Annotated in this window: 14 protein-coding genes; 6 read left to right on the top strand and 8 right to left on the bottom strand. The window is 72.6% G+C overall.

Annotation, left to right across the window (positions count from 1 at the left end; genetic code table 11):
* Positions 1-24: 24 nt before the first annotated feature.
* Positions 25-597, bottom strand: coding sequence for an RNA 2',3'-cyclic phosphodiesterase (gene thpR, locus ACGFRB_RS01350; protein ID WP_363002276.1), 573 nt, complete (start codon positions 595-597; stop codon positions 25-27).
* 87 nt (positions 598-684) lie between these two features.
* Between thpR and ACGFRB_RS01345 the strand changes: the two genes are divergently transcribed.
* Positions 685-1200 (top strand): GNAT family N-acetyltransferase, encoded by a 516-nt coding sequence (locus ACGFRB_RS01345; RefSeq protein ID WP_393237442.1) that lies wholly within the window; start codon positions 685-687, stop codon positions 1198-1200.
* Positions 1201-1287: 87 nt separating this feature from the next.
* Positions 1288-1767: a PH domain-containing protein gene (locus tag ACGFRB_RS01340; protein WP_393237439.1), complete on the top strand. Its 480-nt coding sequence runs from the start codon at positions 1288-1290 to the stop codon at positions 1765-1767.
* A 110-nt stretch (positions 1768-1877) separates the two neighbouring features.
* On the opposite strand, the gene ACGFRB_RS01335 is transcribed toward ACGFRB_RS01340, so the two are convergent.
* On the bottom strand, positions 1878-3311 hold the full coding sequence (locus tag ACGFRB_RS01335; protein ID WP_393238197.1) for an MFS transporter: 1434 nt from the start codon (positions 3309-3311) through the stop codon (positions 1878-1880).
* Positions 3312-3613: 302 nt separating this feature from the next.
* Positions 3614-4057, bottom strand: coding sequence for a MarR family transcriptional regulator (locus ACGFRB_RS01330; protein ID WP_363002270.1), 444 nt, complete (start codon positions 4055-4057; stop codon positions 3614-3616).
* Between the two features lie 131 nt (positions 4058-4188).
* Here ACGFRB_RS01330 and ACGFRB_RS01325 point away from each other — a divergent pair, with 131 nt between their 5' ends.
* On the top strand, positions 4189-4413 hold the full coding sequence (locus tag ACGFRB_RS01325) for a toxin-antitoxin system HicB family antitoxin (RefSeq protein ID WP_363002268.1): 225 nt from the start codon (positions 4189-4191) through the stop codon (positions 4411-4413).
* On the opposite strand, the gene ACGFRB_RS01320 is transcribed toward ACGFRB_RS01325, so the two are convergent.
* Positions 4383-5831, bottom strand: coding sequence for an NCS2 family permease (locus tag ACGFRB_RS01320; protein ID WP_393237435.1), 1449 nt, complete (start codon positions 5829-5831; stop codon positions 4383-4385). The genes ACGFRB_RS01325 and ACGFRB_RS01320 overlap by 31 nt on opposite strands.
* Before the next feature lie 294 nt (positions 5832-6125).
* Between ACGFRB_RS01320 and ACGFRB_RS01315 the strand changes: the two genes are divergently transcribed.
* From ACGFRB_RS01315 to ACGFRB_RS01305, 3 genes are all read left to right on the top strand, one after another.
* Positions 6126-6425 (top strand): DUF2530 domain-containing protein, encoded by a 300-nt coding sequence (locus ACGFRB_RS01315; protein WP_393237432.1) that lies wholly within the window; start codon positions 6126-6128, stop codon positions 6423-6425.
* 235 nt (positions 6426-6660) lie between these two features.
* Positions 6661-9321, top strand: a complete 2661-nt coding sequence (locus ACGFRB_RS01310) for an HAD-IC family P-type ATPase (protein WP_393237429.1) — start codon at positions 6661-6663, stop codon at positions 9319-9321.
* Between the two features lie 90 nt (positions 9322-9411).
* Positions 9412-10314 (top strand): hypothetical protein, encoded by a 903-nt coding sequence (locus ACGFRB_RS01305; RefSeq protein ID WP_393237426.1) that lies wholly within the window; start codon positions 9412-9414, stop codon positions 10312-10314.
* 62 nt (positions 10315-10376) lie between these two features.
* Here ACGFRB_RS01305 and ACGFRB_RS01300 read toward each other — a convergent pair whose 3' ends face one another.
* The 4 genes from ACGFRB_RS01300 to ACGFRB_RS01285 form a co-directional block, all read right to left on the bottom strand.
* Positions 10377-10877, bottom strand: a complete 501-nt coding sequence (locus ACGFRB_RS01300; RefSeq protein ID WP_393237423.1) for an LGFP repeat-containing protein — start codon at positions 10875-10877, stop codon at positions 10377-10379.
* 105 nt (positions 10878-10982) lie between these two features.
* The gene (locus ACGFRB_RS01295; protein ID WP_393237420.1) at positions 10983-11432 is read right to left on the bottom strand and encodes a hypothetical protein; all 450 of its coding nucleotides are present in this window, start codon (positions 11430-11432) and stop codon (positions 10983-10985) included.
* Positions 11432-11650, bottom strand: coding sequence for a hypothetical protein (locus ACGFRB_RS01290; protein ID WP_393237417.1), 219 nt, complete (start codon positions 11648-11650; stop codon positions 11432-11434). Before ACGFRB_RS01290 ends, ACGFRB_RS01295 begins: the two co-directional genes overlap by 1 nt.
* A gap of 266 nt (positions 11651-11916) precedes the next feature.
* Positions 11917-15258: a sacsin N-terminal ATP-binding-like domain-containing protein gene (locus tag ACGFRB_RS01285; RefSeq protein ID WP_393237414.1), complete on the bottom strand. Its 3342-nt coding sequence runs from the start codon at positions 15256-15258 to the stop codon at positions 11917-11919.
* Positions 15259-15664 lie beyond the last annotated feature (406 nt).

Genomic DNA, 15664 nt, shown 5'->3' with positions numbered 1-15664 from the left:
GGTTTTCGGGTCCACGCTTCGAGGTTAACCCGACCCGCCCAGTGGCCACGCGTCGACCGTCTCGTAGCGCGGCTGCTCCCCCGGCGTACCGCCGCCGGGAAGCCGGCTGCGCACCAGCGCCAACTCCCCGACCCGCCAGCGGCTGCCCTCGAAGGCGTCGAGCGCGGCGACGTAGGGCCGCAGGTCCAGATCCTCCGTACGACACCGGGCCACCGTGAGGTGGGCCTGATAGCGGCGGTGCCGGTCCATCGGCACCCCGGCCCGGCGAGCAGCCGCGTCGGCGCGCTCGGCGAGCAGGCGCAGCTCGTCCAGGCCGCCCGCAGCCCCGGTCCACAGCACCGCCTTCCCGAAATGGCCGCCGCCGTGCAGCCGGAGCGGGAACGGTGCCGTACGGCCGGCCGCCCGGCCGAGCCGGGCCCGCAGGTCCGGAAGCAGCTCGTCGTCGACCTCGCCCATGAACGCGAGGGTGAAGTGCCAGCCGGGTCGCGAGGTCCAGCGCAGTCGGCCGGATCCTGGCATATGCCCGAGCAGATCGATCTCACGGCCCAGCTCGGCCAGCTGCTCAGGCGGCGGGATCACGGCGGCGAATAGCCTCATGGGGAGAGTGTGGCAGTCCCCCGGGGCCCGCCGTGGATCACTCCGAAGGCCTGGCCTGACCGGCTTCCCGCCCCTAACCTCTCTCCGATGGACACCGGGATCACGATCAGACAGGGCGGGCCGGACGATGTCGCCGCCGTCCTCTCGCTCCTCGACAGCGCGGTCGACTGGCTGGGCGACAAGGGCATCACGGCGCAGTGGGGCACCGAGCCCTTCTCCTCGCGCCCGAAGACGGCCGCGCTGGTCGAGCAGGTGGTGACCGAGGGCTCCCCGTGGATCGCCGAGATCGACGGCGTCCCGGCGGGCACCCTGACCCTCACCCCGCACCCGGGGTCGTACGTGGCCCCGGCCGACGAGCCGGAACGGTATGTGCGCTTCCTCGCCACCGGCTCCCGCTTCCACGGGCGCGGCGTGGGCGCCGCCTTGCTCGCCCACGCGGCCGACGAAACCCGCCGCCTCGGCGTCTCACTCCTGCGCGTGGACTGCTTCGCGGGCAGCGAGGGCCGGCTGGTCGCGTACTACGAGCGCCAGGGCTTCACCCGTACGGAGACCTTCGCCGTCGGCGACTGGCCGGGCCAGATCCTGGAGATGCGCGTCCGCTGACAGTGGCAAGACCTCCGGGCCAGGCCGCGCCCCGAGGCCCCGACCCGGGTCGGTCACCGCGCCGAACCCGCCCGTAGCATCGCGGCCATGCCTGATGTGTGGATCGTTTTCAGCCCGGCCGACCGGCGGCGGTACTGGTGGCGGACCGGTGTCGTGGTGACGGTGCTCGTCGGTGCGACGGTGGCCATGGGCCTGGCCGAGATCGGATCGGGCCCGTGGGTCGGCGTCTTCGGGATCCTCTATCTGGTCGTGATCTTCGACATGGTCAACCGGATCTACGGCCGGACACTCCTGACCGCGGCCGGGATGGAGCTCCGCACCCTCGTCAGCAGGCGCCGCGTTCCCTGGAGCGAGATCGCCGGGGTCGAGGAGCGGCTGCGGACGACCCGGAGCGGAACCTGGACGGATCTGCGGATCACCAGGCACCGTGGGCGTCCGCTCGCCCTTCCCGGGACCCTCACCAACCGGATCTGGGACGCGGAACTCGACCACAAGCAGGTCGCCATCCAGGAATACCGATCCCGCGCGACCGCCGCCGCCCCCACGAGCGCTCAAGCCACCGATTAGCCCTGGCGATACAAGGAAGGGGGCGGAACCCTTGCCGGGTCCCGCCCCCTCTCCGTACGTCCGCACAGGTCTCCGTACGTCCGCCCGAGCCGCGCGGTCGCGACCGGGCGTCAGACCGCCGCGACCAGCTCCCGGCCACGGTGTCCGGTCGGGACGAAGCGGACCCTCGGGTGGCCGTGGTGCCAGCCCACCGAGAGCTTCAGCCCGCCCGTGCGGGCCAGGACCGCCCCGATCACGACCGCCGAGAGCAGCGAGACCAGACCGCCGGTCGCGAAGCCGATCCGCGGACCGAAGCTGTCCGTGACCCAGCCCAGCAGTGGCGCGCCGATCGGGGTGCCGCCCGCGAAGACCATCATGTAGAGGCTCATCACACGCCCGCGCATGATCGGGTCGGTGGCCATCTGGACGGCCGAGTTGGCGCTGATGTTGACCGTCAGACCGATCATGCCGATCGGTACGAGCAACAGCGCGAACAGCCAGAACGCCGGCGACAGGGCCGCCACGATCTCCAGCACGCCGAACACGCCCGCCGCGATCACCAGCATCCGCAGCCGCGTCGAGCCGCGGCGCGCCGCGAGCAGGGCGCCCGCGAGGGAGCCGGCCGCCATCAGGGTGTTGAGCAGGCCGTACGTACCGGCGCCGACGTGGAAGATCTCCTCCGAGAAGGCGGTCAGCCAGATCGGGAAGTTGAACCCGAAGGTGCCGATGAAGCCGACGAGGACGATCGGCCAGATCAGATCGGGCCGCCCGGCCACGTACCGCAGCCCCTCGCGCAACTGGCCCTTGCCGCGCGGGGCGCGCTCCACCTTGTGGAGTTCGTTCGTCCGCATCATCAACAGGCCGACGAGCGGGGCGAGGAAGGACAGGCCGTTGAGCAGGAACGCCCAGCCGCTGCCGACGGTGGCGATCAGCACACCGGCGACGGCGGGGCCGACCAGCCGGGCGGACTGGAAGTTGGCCGAGTTCAGCGAGACCGCGTTGCGCAGCTGGTCCGGGCCGACCATCTCGGAGACGAAGGCCTGCCGGGTCGGGTTGTCGATGACGGTGACCATGCCGAGCAGGAAGGCGATCAGGTAGACGTGCCAGACCTGGACGTTGCCGGTCAGGGTCAGGACGGCCAGGATCGTGCCGAGCACGCCGAGCGCGGCCTGGCTGACGAGGAGGATGGCGCGCTTGGGGTAGCGGTCGGCGAGGACGCCGCCGTACAGGCCGAACAGCAGCATCGGCAGGAACTGGAGGGCCGTCGTGATGCCGACGGCCGTGGCGGAGCCGGTGATGCTCAGGACCAGCCAGTCCTGGGTGATGCGGGCCATCCAGGTGCCGGTGTTGGAGACGATCGCTCCGGCGAAGAACAGCCGGTAGTTGCGGATCGCGAGCGAGGAGAAGGTTCCTTTGCCCTGGCTGCGGCTGCGGCTCTTGCTCCGCTGCTCGCCCTGGGCCTTCTCCGGGCCGGTGCCCGGACGGTCCGCCCCAGGGGCGGAGGCAGGGAGGGGAGCGGGTACGGCGGCGGGGGCCGCGGCGGCGACTTCGGCCGCCTCGCCGATGCCGGCGCTGGTGCTGACGCTGACGCCGACGCTGTCGTCGGCGCTGGTGCTGGTGCTGGTGCTGGTGCTGGTGCTGGTGCCAACGTTGACGCCGGCGTTGACGCCGGCGCCGTTACTGCTGCTCGTGCTCGTGGGGCCGGCGTCGTTCGTGGTGTCGCCGGCGGCGCCTTCGGCGCCTGTGCCTATGCCGCTACCCGGCTCGGTAACGGACTCGGTGTCGGTGTCGGGTTTTCGGACGGGGGCGGAGTCTCCTCCGGATCCCGTACTCAAAGTGCTTCGCCTCCTCGGCGCCTCGCGTGCGGTTACAGGTGCGCCAGCTTCTCGAGGACGGGGGCGGCGGCGCGCAGCTTCGCCCACTCCTCCTCGTCCAGGCCCTCGGCGAGGGCGGCCAGCCAGGCGTTCCGCTTCGTACGGGACTCCTCCAGCATGGCCTCGGCCTGCTCGGTCTGGCTGACGACCTTCTGGCGGCGGTCGTCGGGGTGCGGTTCGAGCCTGACCAGTCCCTTGGCTTCGAGCAGCGCGACGATCCGCGTCATCGACGGCGGCTGGACGTGCTCCTTGCGGGCCAGCTCGCCGGGGGTCGCGGAACCGCACAGCGACAGAGTGCCGAGCACCGACATCTCGGTGGGGCTCAGCGACTCGTCGACGCGCTGATGCTTCAGGCGTCGGCTCAGCCGCATGACGGCGTTACGGAGCGCGTTCACGGCCGCGACGTCGTCGTCGGAGCCGTGGGACAGATCGGGCATGTCCTTAGCGTAACTCATTACTCTACCTAAAGACCAATTGGGAAGATGCGGCTCACATCTATCACTCGAACGGGTGAGAGCGGCCCGGAAAGTGACGCGCACGGCCGTTCCTTAACGCAAACCTGACGGGCATGGATTCGACCGTGCTCAGCCTGCGTATCGAGGGGGAGCTGTCCGAGCGGCTCCGCGCCCATGCCGCCAAACGCGGAATGAGCGTCCAGGACTATGTCGTCCGGACGCTCATTCGCGAGGATTTCGACGAGCGGTTCCAGACCGCGGTCGAGGAGACGGAGAAGTTCTACGGGGCCTTTGACGCCCCCGGCGATCAGGTCAGGCCGAGCGCCGGCATCGCGTAGTAGAAGACGAAGACCGCCGAGACGGCGTACATCGCCGCCGGGACCTCACGGCCTCGGCCGGCCGCGAGCCGCAGCAGGCTGAAGGAGACGAAGCCGATGCCGATGCCGTTCGTGATCGAGTACGTGAACGGCATCATCAGCATCGCCAGGAAGGCCGGCATCGCGATGGTGTAGTCGCTCCAGTCGATCTCCTTGATCGACCCGGCCAGGATCAGGAAGCCGACCGCGAGCAGCGCGGGGGTGGCCGCCTGCGAGGGCACCATCGTGGCCAGCGGCGTGAGGAACAGCGCGACCGAGAAGAGGGCGCCGGTCACCACGGAGGCGAAGCCCGTACGGGCACCCTCGCCGACACCGGCCGTGGACTCCACGAAGCAGGTGGTGGCGGAGGAGGAGGTGGCGCCACCGGAGGCGACGGCCAGGCCGTCGATCAGCAGGACCTTGTTGATGCCGGGGAAGTTGCCGTCCTTGTCCATCAGCTTGGCCTCGTCGCCGACGCCGAGGATCGTGCCCATGGCGTCGAAGAAGCAGGACAGCAGGACGGTGAAGACGAACAGGACACCCGTCAGCACGCCGACCTTGTGGAAACCGCCGAACAGGCTGAACTCGCCGAAGAGACCGAAGTCGGGGGTGGCGATCGGGTTGCCCGGCCACTCCGGGGTGGTCAGACCCCAGGACGGGACCTTGGCGACGGCGTTGACGATCATCGCGACGATCGTCATGACGACGATGGAGATGAGGATCGCGCCCGGGACCTTGCGGACCATGAGGGCGAGGGTGAGCAGGGTGCCCACGATGAAGATCAGGACCGGCCAGCCGGTGAGGTGACCGTCGCCGCCCAGCTGGAGCGGCACGGTGGTGTGCGCGATGTCGGGGATACGGGTGACGAAGCCCGAGTCGACGAGGCCGATCAGCATGATGAACAGACCGATACCGATGGCGATGGCCTTGCGCAGGCCGGCCGGGACGGCGTTCATGACGCGCTCGCGCAGACCCGTCGCGACCAGCATCATCACGACGATACCGGCGAGGACCACCATGCCCATGGCGTCCGCCCAGGCCATCTTCGGCGCGAGCTGGAGGGCGACGACCGTGTTGACGCCGAGGCCGGCGGCGAGCGCGATCGGCACGTTGCCGATGACACCCATGAGGAGCGTCGAGAGCGCGGCGGTCAGGACGGTCGCGGTGACGAGCTGGCCGCTGTCGAGCTGGTGCCCGTACATGTCCTTGGCGCTGCCAAGGATGATCGGGTTCAGCACGATGATGTAGGCCATCGCGAAGAAGGTGGCGAAGCCACCGCGGACCTCACGCGCGACCGTGGAGCCGCGCTCGGTGATCTTGAAAAAGCGGTCGAAACCGGAGACCGGACGCTGATCCTGCGGCTCCGGGGCGAGGGCCTCGGCGGTGGCCGTCGAACTCATGGGGGTTCCTCTTCGAGAGAGTCAAAGGAGAGAAGAAGTTCCTTTTGGCGGTTCATACGAAGGAAACCGGCCATAGGCATACGTTTTTCAGTATGAACACATGAGCGAGCGAACGTCTATCTCCGCGCGTAGACCCCACTCCCGCAAGGGTTCATCGTCACCGAATGCGGGCTGGGTGCGCACGGACGGTGCGCGGAGCAAGATCATTATTGGAGCTTCCCACAAGAGGCCTCTGTGGGCTCATGCGAAAACATGAAAACCAGCCTTACGGCCTGGCCACCTAGACTGAGCCCCATGGCGAAGTGGACACCGAAGCACGAGGCACCCGAGCCCCTGGAGGGGCCCGTCGTCGCCACCATCACGGGCGGCACGATCCTTTGGTTCGTCCTCTTCCTCGCCCAGGTCCCCTTCTACGGCTGGTTCGACGACCGCGACCTGACCTGGTGGGTGTGGACCTGCCTGGCCGGGGCGGGGCTCGGCCTGATCGGCATCTGGTACGTACGCAAGCGCGACGCGGCGATCAAGCGGTACGAGGCCGCGCGCGAGGCCGAGGCGAAGGCGGACGCCGGAGCCGGGCACACCGCGGGTCAGTAGCCCGGCCCGCGGCGACGGGCGGACCGGGAGCGGCGGGAGCCGCAGGCGGACCGGAACGGCGGGAGTCGCGGGAGCGGCGGTCGGCGGGATCAGGAGTTCAGGCGTCACACCAGGGCCGTAGACCCTTCTCTTCACGGGACGGCGTCGTGCCTGAGGACCATCCCGCTCCTCCCCCGGTCTGATCTTCCGGCCTTTCGGTGGGTGGGAGGCCATAACCGGTCGTACCGTCGAAAACATGACTCAGCGGGCGAAGATCAACACCGGGGACGGCGGAGCCGACGACCACGGCTCCACCGGCGGCGGATCGGAACGACGATCCGGCGGTACGGAGAAGGGCGGCGACCCCGTGTCCGCCGAGCCCGGCCCGGATCGCGGCCCGAATCGCGGCCCGGGCTCCGGTCCCGAGCGCCCGAATCCCGATCCCGGTCCGGGCCCCGGTCGCGGCCACGGTCCCGAGGACTCCGCCGCCGTCGCGCCCCGGTCCACCGGTCTGACCGCCACCGAGGTCGCCAAGCGCGTCGAGCGCGGCGAGGTCAACGACGTACCCGTCCGCAGTTCCCGCTCCACCGCCGACATCGTCCGCGGCAACGTCTTCACCCGCTTCAACGCGATCATCGGCCTGCTCTGGCTGATCATGCTCTTCGTCGCGCCGGTCCAGGACAGCCTCTTCGGCTACGTCATCATCGCCAACACCGGCATCGGCATCGTCCAGGAGCTGCGCGCCAAGCGCACCCTCGACGGGCTCGCCGTCATCGGCGAGGCGAAGCCGACCGTCCGCCGCGACGGGGTCGCCGCCGAGATCTCGACCTCCGAGATCGTCCTGGACGATCTCATCGAGCTCGGCCCCGGTGACAAGGTCGTCGTCGACGGCGTCGTGGCCGAGGCCGACAGCCTGGAGGTCGACGAGTCGCTGCTCACCGGCGAGGCCGACCCCGTCATGAAGCACCCCGGCGACCGGATGATGTCGGGGTCGTTCGTCGTGGCGGGCGGCGGCGCCTTCACCGCCACCAAGGTCGGGCGCGAGGCATATGCCGCACAGCTCGCCGAGGAGGCGTCCCGCTTCACCCTCGTCCGCTCCGAGCTGAGCGGCGGCATCTCCACGATCCTCAAATACGTGACGTGGATGATGATCCCGACCGCCATCGGTCTGATCATCAGCCAGCTCGTCGGTGAGCACAACAACCTCAAGGACGCCATCGCCCGTACGGTCGGCGGCATCGTCCCGATGATCCCCGAGGGCCTGGTGCTGCTCACCTCGGTCGCTTTCGCGATCGGGGTGATCCGTCTCGGCCGCAAACAGTGCCTCGTGCAGGAGCTGCCCGCCATCGAGGGGCTCGCCCGCGTCGACGTCGTCTGCCTCGACAAGACCGGCACGCTCACCGAGGGCGGCATGGACGTCACCCGCCTCCAGGTCCTGAACGGCGCCGACGAGCCGTACGTACGCAGAGTGCTCGGCGCGCTCGGCGCGTCCGACCCGCACCCCAACGCCTCCCTCCAGGCCCTCATCGACGCGTACCCGGACGACGGGAACTGGCGGCGTACGGCCACGCTGCCGTTCTCCTCGGCCCGCAAGTACAGCGGCGCCGCCTTCGAGGAGGAGGGCGGGGCGCGCTCCGCCTGGCTGCTCGGCGCGCCGGACGTCCTGCTGCCGGCCGGCGACCCGGCCCTCGCCGAGGCGGACCGGCTGGGCGAGCAGGGCCTGCGGGTCCTGCTCCTCGCCCGCGCGGCCACGGGCGGCGAAGACGGAGACGACAACCCCTTCGCCGCAGCCACCGCCACCGCCACCGCCTCCGGCACCGGGACCCCCGCCTCCGGGACCGGGGCCGACATCGCCGCCGGTGCCCGCGCCACCGCGCTCATCGCCCTCGAACAGCGGCTGCGTCCCGACGCCGCCGAGACCCTCGCCTACTTCGCCGACCAGCACGTCACCACGAAGGTCATCTCCGGCGACAACGCCGTCTCCGTCGGTGCCGTCGCCGGCAAGCTCGGCATGCCCGGCGCCGCCGACACGGTCGACGCCCGCACCCTGCCCACCGACCGCGAGGCCATGGCGACGGTCCTCGACAAGAACGCCGTCTTCGGCCGGGTCACCCCGCAGCAGAAGCGCGACATGGTCGCCGCGCTCCAGTCGCACGGCCACACGGTCGCCATGACCGGCGACGGCGTCAACGACGTCCTCGCCCTCAAGGACGCCGACATCGGCGTCTCCATGGGCTCCGGATCCGAGGCCACCCGCGCGGTCGCCCAGATCGTCCTGCTGAACAACTCCTTCGCCACCCTCCCGTCCGTCGTCGCCGAGGGCCGCCGGGTCATCGGCAACATCACCCGAGTCGCCACCCTCTTCCTGACGAAGACGGTCTACTCGGTGCTGCTCGCGATCCTGGTCGTCGTCACCGGCGTCGAGTACCCCTTCCTGCCCCGGCACCTGACCCTGCTGTCCACCCTCACCATCGGCGTCCCGGCCTTCTTCCTGGCCCTCGCCCCCAACAAGGAACGCGCCAAGCCGAACTTCGTCCGGCGGGTCATGCGGTACGCCATCCCCGCCGGCGTCATCGCGGCGGCGGCCACCTTCACCACCTATCTGCTGGCCCGCCGCTACTACGCGGGCTCCGGCGCCCTCGATGCCGAGACCAGCGCCGCGACCCTCACCCTCTTCCTGGTCTCCATGTGGGTCCTCGCGATCATCGCCCGCCCCTACACGTGGTGGCGGATCGCGCTCGTCGCGTCCATGGGCGGCGCCTTCCTCCTCGTCCTCGTGGTGCCCTGGCTCCAGCAGTTCTTCGCGCTGAAGCTGGTCGGGGTGACCATGCCGTGGACGGCCGTGGCGATCGCGGCGGCCGGCGCGGCGGTCCTGGAGTGGGCGTGGCGGTGGGTGGGGCGGCGCTTCCCCGCCTGACGCCACGGCCCCTCTCTTCACCCGCCACCTCGGAGAACCCCAACCCCTGGCCCCAGACGAGGGGTTGGGGATTCTGGCACGATGGCGGCCGTGAATCAGGAACACGAGGGAACCATGGCCGAGCGGCGCGCTTTCGCCCGTCGCGCCTGGAAGATCACCGAACCGGCGCACGCCGTCACGTACTTCGCGCCGGAGAGCCGCGAGGCGAACCGGGCCATCGGGCTGCGGGGCCTCTGGATGGCTTACTTCGCCGCCCGCGCCGCCCCGCTGGGCGCCGTGTCCGCCGGGGTGGTGGAGGCCGCGTTCCACAACTTCCACCCCTCGGTGGTACGCCGCACGCTCCCGGACGCCTGGACGCACGCCACCCCTGAAGCCGTCCTCCGTGCCCGGCGGGAGGCGGCGGCCGCGGCACTGCGCCGGGTGGCGCCGTCGGCGGCGGACGCCGCCGGGGAGCTCGTCCCGCTCCTGCGGCGAGTGATCGCCGCCGCGGACGGCGCCGGACGGCCGCTGTTCGCCGCCAACCGCCCCCTGGCCCTTTCCGGTTCGGACGCCGACGATCCGGTGGCCGCCCTGTGGCAGGCCACGACGGCCCTGCGCGAACACCGCGGCGACGGCCACGTGGCCGTGCTGACGTCCGAGGGGATCGACGGCTGCGAGGCCCATGTCGTCTTCGCCGCCGCCGAGGGCGGAGCACTCACGCGAATCCTGCGTGAGACCCGGGGCTGGACCGAAGACGACTGGCGGGCGGCCACCGAACGCCTCGTCGCCCGCGGCCTGCTCGACCCGGCCGACGGCCGTCTCACCCCCGAGGGCCACGCCCTTCGTACCCACGTCGAAGCCCGCACGGACGACCTCGCCGCCCGGCCGTACTACGAGGCGCTGGGGCAGGAGGAACGCGAGCGGATCACCGGGCTGCTCGCACCGGTAGCCCGCGAGGTGACGAACTCCGGGACGATCCCGTTCCCGAACTCGATGGGGCTGCCGAGGGAGTGAGCAGCGGAAGCGAGACGCCGGGGGCGCCCGGGCGGGAGCGCCACGGGTCCGCCCCCTGGGCGTCACACGCAGGTGTTGTCGCTCCAGGTCTTGGAGGTGGTGCCCGACGTCTTCTGCCAGTGGATGACGGCGCACTGGAAGTTCTGCCGGGTCTCCTGGCCGACGGTGTACTCGTAGGACGTCGGGTAGCGCATCCACCCTGCCTCGCACCCCTGGCCGCACCAGTACGCGCCGATCTCTCCCCACACGGGCCACGCGCCGCTGCGCGGGGACCAGTAGATGGTCCCGTTCTTGAACTGCGTCCGGCGGCCGGCCCCGTCGGGGTTGGTCAGCTCCCCCGTGAGCGGGCAGCCGAGTGATCCCGTGGGGCCGCCCATCTCGATGTAGCGCTTCTCGATGGCACCCAGCACCTTGAAGCCGCAGTAGTCGCCGTCGGCCCGCGCGGCCGGCGAGGACGACACGACGAGCGCGCCGGCCAGCAGGGCGAGCACACCCGCCGCCGAAGCGGCCTTTCCTGCCTTCCCCGGCTTCCCGCTCCGGTCGATTACCTGGATGTGTGCCATGTAACTCCCCTTGTCGCGAGCTGAACAGGTGCCTCATCGAGTGGAATTGGCACGTGCTCAGACCAACGACGCGTCCTGAGCGGGGAAACGGGGCTCACCCGGCCGTCAGGCGGAGGCCGCAGCCGTCGTGTGGACGACGCCCGGGCAGATCCGGCAGGCGTCGGCGCCGCCCTGGGCCCACCAGCGGCAGGTGGAACGGATCGCGCACGGTGGCGGGGCGGGCGCCTCGGCGTCGCCCTGCGCGGCACTCTCGGCGCGCTCGGCGCGGCCCCGCTGCGCCACCTCGTCGCCCACCGAGCACCGGCCCTCGGCCCATTGGCGGCACGCCGACTCGGCACACGGTCCGGCGAAGCGGAACCGGGCCTCGGGCGGGCGTGCCCCCGGCGCCGCCGCGCGCTCGGCGAACGCGGCGCTCACCGGCAGCGGCGGGTGGAGCGCGGCCACGGTCCCGTCCGGCCGAACGATGCCGAGCAGCAGATGACCGGCGGTACAGGAGCTGCTGGGGCAGGTCGCCCCGCTCCCCGCGCCCGACCGGAGGGGGTCTTCCCCGGCCACTACTCCTCCGGTTCGAGGATGATCCCCATGATCGTCGGACGGGGCGGTACGGCCCCCGGCTTCCCCGGTTCGGCGGGGGCCACCTCCCGCAGCGGGGGCGCGAGATCGAGTTCCGCGACCTCGTCGAGGACCGTCCGCCGTACGGCGTCCGTGATCCGCTCCATCGTGTCCGCCGGCAGGTCGCCCTGCACGGTGACCCGCAGCCCTTCCTTCGCCATGTCCTGCCCCTCATCCGGTAGCGCTCGCCGGTGCCGTCTCGCCCGGCCCACCGGCGACGCTGCCACCGGGCCCGGGGGCCCGCAAGCGCGGTCGGCCGGCCGGGGGAGGCGGGGCGGGCGCCCGGTGGCGGACGATCGAGCGTCCCCGCCGCACTCGCCCGGGCCCCTCACGTACGGCCCCGCTCCAGGGCCACAGCTGCCGTACGGGCCACGGAAGCGCGCACCGCGCCCCCGCACCAGCTCGCCGCCCCCGCCGGACGCCCCCCTTAGTCGAACCAGCGGTCCCGCGCCAACTCCTCCGTACGCGACGGGTCTTCGAGCAGCGCGGCCACCTCGAAGCGGCGCGGCCACTGCCCCGCCGCCCAGGCCAGGCCCGCGGCGACGCCCTCCAGGGTGGCGGCGTGGAGGGTGCCGTCGGGGGTGCGGCGCCAGTCGAGTTCGACGCCGGCGGCGCGGAGTTCGTCGTGTTCGACGTACGTGGCCGGGGTGGCCGGGCCGAGGAGGGCGTGGACGGCGGGCGGGACCTCGTGCTCCTCGCCGTCCGTCGTCACCTCCGCCTCGACGGCCTCGCTCAGCCGGCGTACCTGGAACAGCTCCGCCAGATCGGCCGCCCGGTCGGGGGCGACCGGGAGGAGGGGCAGGCCCGCGGTGAGGGGCAGCAGGTCGGGGGCGTCGGCGACGAGTGCGTCCGCCGCGTCCACGACGGCCAGGGTGCCGTCGACGACCGCGCGCAACTCGTCGGGCAGGGTGACCTGTTCCGGGTCGAGGTCGGCCAGGGCCGTGTACAGGGCGTGGAGTTGGGCGCCGCTGACCTCACGGGACGGGTCGGCGAGGCGGGCGAGGAGTTCGGCGGCGCCGCCGGGCTCGTCCAGGAGGGCGGCCACGGAGGTACGGACACCCAGGGCCCGCAGTACCTGCTCGTCCTCGAAGCCGGTGGCGTCGGCCGCGTCGTAGAGCCCGGCGAGCAGCGGATCCGTACCCGCCGCGCGCAGACCGGCGGGCCGGCGCCCGTCGAGGACGGGGTGGTCGCGCAGCCACCAGGCGGTGTACGACCGTACGGTCTCGGTCGTACCGTCCGGCAGCAGGACGCGTACGGGCTGGGTCAGCGCGTCGCGCAGCGGCGGCCGGGAGAGCAGGGCGAGCGCCTGCGGCCAGGCGTCGTCGTCCACGAGGTCGAGGTCGCGTACGGCGACGATCTCCGTCGCGACCGGCGGCACCGGGGTGTCCGGCAGCCGGTCGAGGACGTCCTCGCACCACACGTCGACGGCGTCGAGCAGTCCGGCGTCGTCGGGCTCCGCGAAGTCGCCTTCGCGGGGCTCCAGTTCGTCGGGGTCGAGGACTAGGTCGGCGGCGCGGACGAGCTGGAAGGAGGCGAGCACGCCACAGGCGGCGAGCGGCTGTTCGCCCCACCGCTCGGCCAGCTCGGCGTCCACGAGCGGGAGTTCGTCCTCACGCATCACGGAGGCGAAGGCCGAGCCGGGCATCACCAGTTCGCCCGCCGGGGTCAACTCGCCGTCCTCGTCGGGCAGGGCGAGCGCGCCGAGCCACGGCTCGTCGCCGGGCGCCAGGTCGGCGTCCCGGACGAGCGCGAGGACGGTCTCGGCGAGTTCGTCGGCGTCCAGGGTGTCGCCGTCCTCGTCCCAGATCTCGCCCACGTCGAGCGAGGCGGCGACCGCCGCCCGTACCTGCGGCGTGGTCAGGACGGCGCGCGGGGTCGCCGGCACGGCGCCGAGCTTCTCCAGGATCGGGTGCGCGGCGTCCGGGTGGGCGATCTTCAGGCCGAGCCGGGCCAGCTCGGCGGGGGTGTCCGCCTGCGGCAGCAGGACCTGGCGGGGGCCGATGGTGGTGCGGATCCGGGCCCCGGGCACGGTCCCGGCGTCCGCGCCGGCGGCCGGTGCCGTCAACGGATCCGCCGGCCCGTCCGCCGGCCGGCCCGCCCCCGAGTCCACCCCTGAGTCCATCCCCGAGTCCGCCGCCGTCAGGATCGCCGCCGTCGCGTCCGCCGACAGTTCATCGGCCGGCAGGCCGTCCGTCGACGGTTCGCCCGCCGGGCCCTGCAGCGGTACCGGCAGGCCGGTCAGCCGTTCCGGGTCGACGCCCGCCAGCGAGTCGTACAGCCGCCACCACCACTCCGGCGTCCGCCGCACGCCCGCGAGCCGGTCCACGGCCTCCGTCAGCGGCAGCCGTCCCACGCCCAGCGTGCGCAGCTCCACGCGCCGCTCCAGGCCGGCCGGCAGCAGCGTCGGGAACACCTCGGCGAGCACCTCGACCGTCGCGGCGCCCGCGCCCTCCACGACCTCGGCCTCGATCGGCCGCAGCGCGGGCAGGTCCTCCGAGGCGAGGGCGGGGGCCAGGAACGCGATCCGCGGCAGCCGGTCCAGGATGGCCGCGCGCAGCGCGCCGTCGAGCGCGCCCTTGCCGAGCGGGCCGGGGACGAGGTCGAGGGTGCCGGTGGTGACGGGCCGCCAGTCGGCGAGCAGTTCGGCATATGCCTCACCGGCCCGGTCCACCAGGAAGTCGGTCAGCGGGCCCGGCGCGGGGTGGCGGCGGGCGGTGTCCAGCGGGAACGACGCGATGAGCAGGGCGGGAATGCCGAGCGGCTCGTCGGTCGGGGTCGGGGCGTGCACGACCGGCGTGGTCCGGGGGTAGCGGGGCGCGCCCTCGTCGTCCACCGGGACGGCCCAGGTGACCGACCAGTGCGGGCGGAGCCGTTCCTCGACCGGGCGGTCCTTGAGGAGGGCCGGGTCGAGCGGGCCGCCGTGGCTGACCGTGCGCCAGCGGTGGGCGCCGGTCGCGGAGTCCTGGATGTGGACGTAGCCGTCGCGCTCGGTGCGGGTGACGGTGCGGACGCCCTCGGCGGTCTCGACGACGACCTCGGTCAGTCCGGGCAGGGTGAGCAGCAGGGCGTCGTCGACGGCGGCGAGCAGCCGCTCGGCGAGATCGACGGCCGCGGCGTCGCGCAGCGGCAGCACGACGACCGTGTCGTAGCCGTCGGGCGCGGTGCCCTCGGCGGGCAGCGGGAGCCGCAGCAGGGGGACGTGGCCCTCGCGGCGGCGCAGTTCGTCGCCGAGTCCGGGGCTGTGCCGGGCGACGTCGGAGGCGAGCGCGCGGGCCTCGGCGAGGGACCAGCGGACGCCGCCGTGGCGGCCGAGGACGGCCGGTTCGTCGGAGACGGCGAGGACGGCGGCGAAGCCGACGCCGAAGCGGCCGACGGTGCCGGCGGTGGCATCGGCGTCGTGCTCGGTGCGCTTGGCGGAGGCGCGCAGCGTCGACAGGGACTCGACACCGGTGGCGTCGAGCGGGGCGCCGGTGTTGGCGGCGGCGAGGACGGCGGGGCCGTCGGCGCCGGCCGGGTGCAGGGTGAGCCGGAGCCGGCCGGGGACACCGGCGCGGCGGGCGGCGTCGGCGGCGTTCTGCGCGAGTTCGACCACGAGCCGGTCGCGGTAGCCGCCGAGGACCAGGTCCTCCTCGGCGTTGGCGTCCTCGCGGAACCGCGCCGGGCCCGCGGCCCACGCGTCGAGCACGCCTCTGCGGAGCCGTGCGGTACCGAAGGGGTCGGCTCCGTCGGTCGACGTCCTGACGCTGACGACGCTCACGTCTGACTCCACTCTGCGGTGTGGGGGGCGGGTCGGCTCGGGCCGGTCCGGTACTCCGGGCCCGGCCCGCGACCGGGCGACTGCCCGGTGCCGGTGCCCGAAGGTACCGTGCCCGCGACCGCTCCGACGGCCGGGGCACGATCACCCGGGAGGGCGTGCGAGGGGACGTACGCGCCCCCGAGGACCTGTCCGGGTGCGGACCCCGACAACCCCGGCCCCACCGGTTCCGTCCTCGGCCCCTACCCCGTCGGGGCAGGGGGATGCGGTCGTGCGGGGTGTGGGCTCGGGGCGCGTACGGCAACCGTGGGCGCAGGGCATGGGGCGGGACCCGTACGGGACGCGCATGTACGGGCCGTACGTGCGGGACACGGCCGGCATACGCCGCGCGGCGGCACGTACCTCCCGCGCTCCCTACGAG

It is taken from the genome of Streptomyces sp. NPDC048718, from assembly GCF_043198875.1.
In the GTDB taxonomy this organism is placed as follows: Bacteria; Actinomycetota; Actinomycetes; order Streptomycetales; family Streptomycetaceae; genus Streptomyces.
The sequence above is the reverse complement of the archived record's forward strand: the minus strand, read 5'-3'. Positions and strand labels throughout refer to the sequence as shown.